This is a genomic window from Cognatilysobacter segetis (assembly GCF_004359965.1).
Taxonomy (GTDB): Bacteria; Pseudomonadota; Gammaproteobacteria; order Xanthomonadales; family Xanthomonadaceae; genus Cognatilysobacter; species Cognatilysobacter segetis.
This window is the reverse complement of sequence record NZ_SMRQ01000098.1, coordinates 1-1,226: the sequence shown is the minus strand read 5'-3', so window position 1 is coordinate 1,226 and position 1,226 is coordinate 1. Positions and strand designations below refer to the sequence as shown.

The 1,226-nt window shown below is 55.8% G+C and carries 2 protein-coding genes; both read right to left on the bottom strand.

All coding sequences use genetic code 11. The annotated features are described in order from the left end of the window. The coding region (locus E4F61_RS13815; protein ID WP_202909015.1) for a hypothetical protein at window positions 1–343 on the bottom strand (343 nt) is incomplete at its 3' end. 61 nt (window positions 344–404) lie between these two features. Continuing rightward, complete coding sequence (locus E4F61_RS13810; protein ID WP_133480200.1) at window positions 405–1,193, bottom strand: DUF2971 domain-containing protein; 789 nt, start codon at window positions 1,191–1,193, stop codon at window positions 405–407. Between the last annotated feature and the right edge of the window lie 33 nt (window positions 1,194–1,226).

Below are 1,226 nucleotides of genomic sequence, written 5' to 3'. Positions count from 1 at the left end.
TGTGCGAAATGCCAGAGGCATTGACGCACGCAAGGTCGACGTCGGGATCCGGATGCGGGTAATAGATGCTCTTGAAGTTGTCCTGCTGGAAAGTCTTGACGTTTCCGAATGCAGGATTCCCTTCCGTGTCCTTTTCGTTCAGAGAGATGGTCAGGATAGCGGTGGGATCCAGAAAGACATGTTTGTTGGAGATCAGCAGAGTGATCGAGCGGCCAGTGCCGTCGTCAAGCGCAGCTTGGAAGAAAAATCCAGTCCCAATTGAACCTACCGACTCGCCATGCCGCTGCACCGCGATTCGCGCAGTGAGATACGAGATGTCATGTTCGAATGATTGTTTAGCCACATCTGCCCCCTAACACCTGAGTTAAGCCGCGCCGCAAAGAGGCGCCGGCTTGGACGAATTGTTAGGCCCCCAACGGCTCAACATGAATGCGGAACTCGGTCTTGCTCACTCTGGCTTGCATTAGCTCGATAGGGCGCCTTACCAGCAACTTCCTAACTTTGTCGATCGTATCCGGCTCGCAGCACGCGCCGAAAATTACGCCGTCAAGCGCGGCAGCTGGATAGATGTGCGCACCTGGGCCTAGATCGTGCTCCACAATCCGCCATTCCTTCTCATACTCCCAGTAGTCGGCCTTTGTTAGGACAGCCTTGTCGATTTGGTCGTAGGCACTGTCGCGAACGGGATTGAGGGACGGCCGCTCCCGCTGATAGATCACCGGTTGAGCCCGCGCGAAGAATGGTATGTCGGGCGTCGCCTTAAAACGCAAGCAAATGCCTTTGTGCGAATTGGTGTAGTGCGACCACATCAACACATGGTCAGCACGCTCGGCGAGAGAAAGTATCCCTGCCATTTCTACGGTCTCCCGCATGGCACGTTGCATATTCTCCGCGGTGAAGCGGGACCGGGGATCTCGAAACGGCTCTCTGGCCATAGCCTTGAACTTCGCCCGACGCTCCTGACGGGACATGTTTGGGTGACGCCGCTGGTAAAGCGCGGAGACGTATTTTCGGATCTCCTTGTCGGTACCTCTGATGGCCACCACTGGGTAACAGTCGAACGGGTCGTTGAACTGCGACGGGCGGGCGAAGTACAGCTCGTTGTGAGTGAATATTCGCTCGACAAAGGGCCAATCCGTCGCAGCAACTGATCGAAACTTGTAAAAGTGTTGGAGTTCGACGTCACTTTCCATGGGGGCCTAACACCTGAGTTAAGCCGCGCCGCG

Coding starts and splice junctions, on each gene's coding strand:
- E4F61_RS13810 (WP_133480200.1), bottom strand. CDS start 1,193: ATGGAAAGTGACGTCGAACTCCAACACTTTTACAAGTTTCGATCAGTT.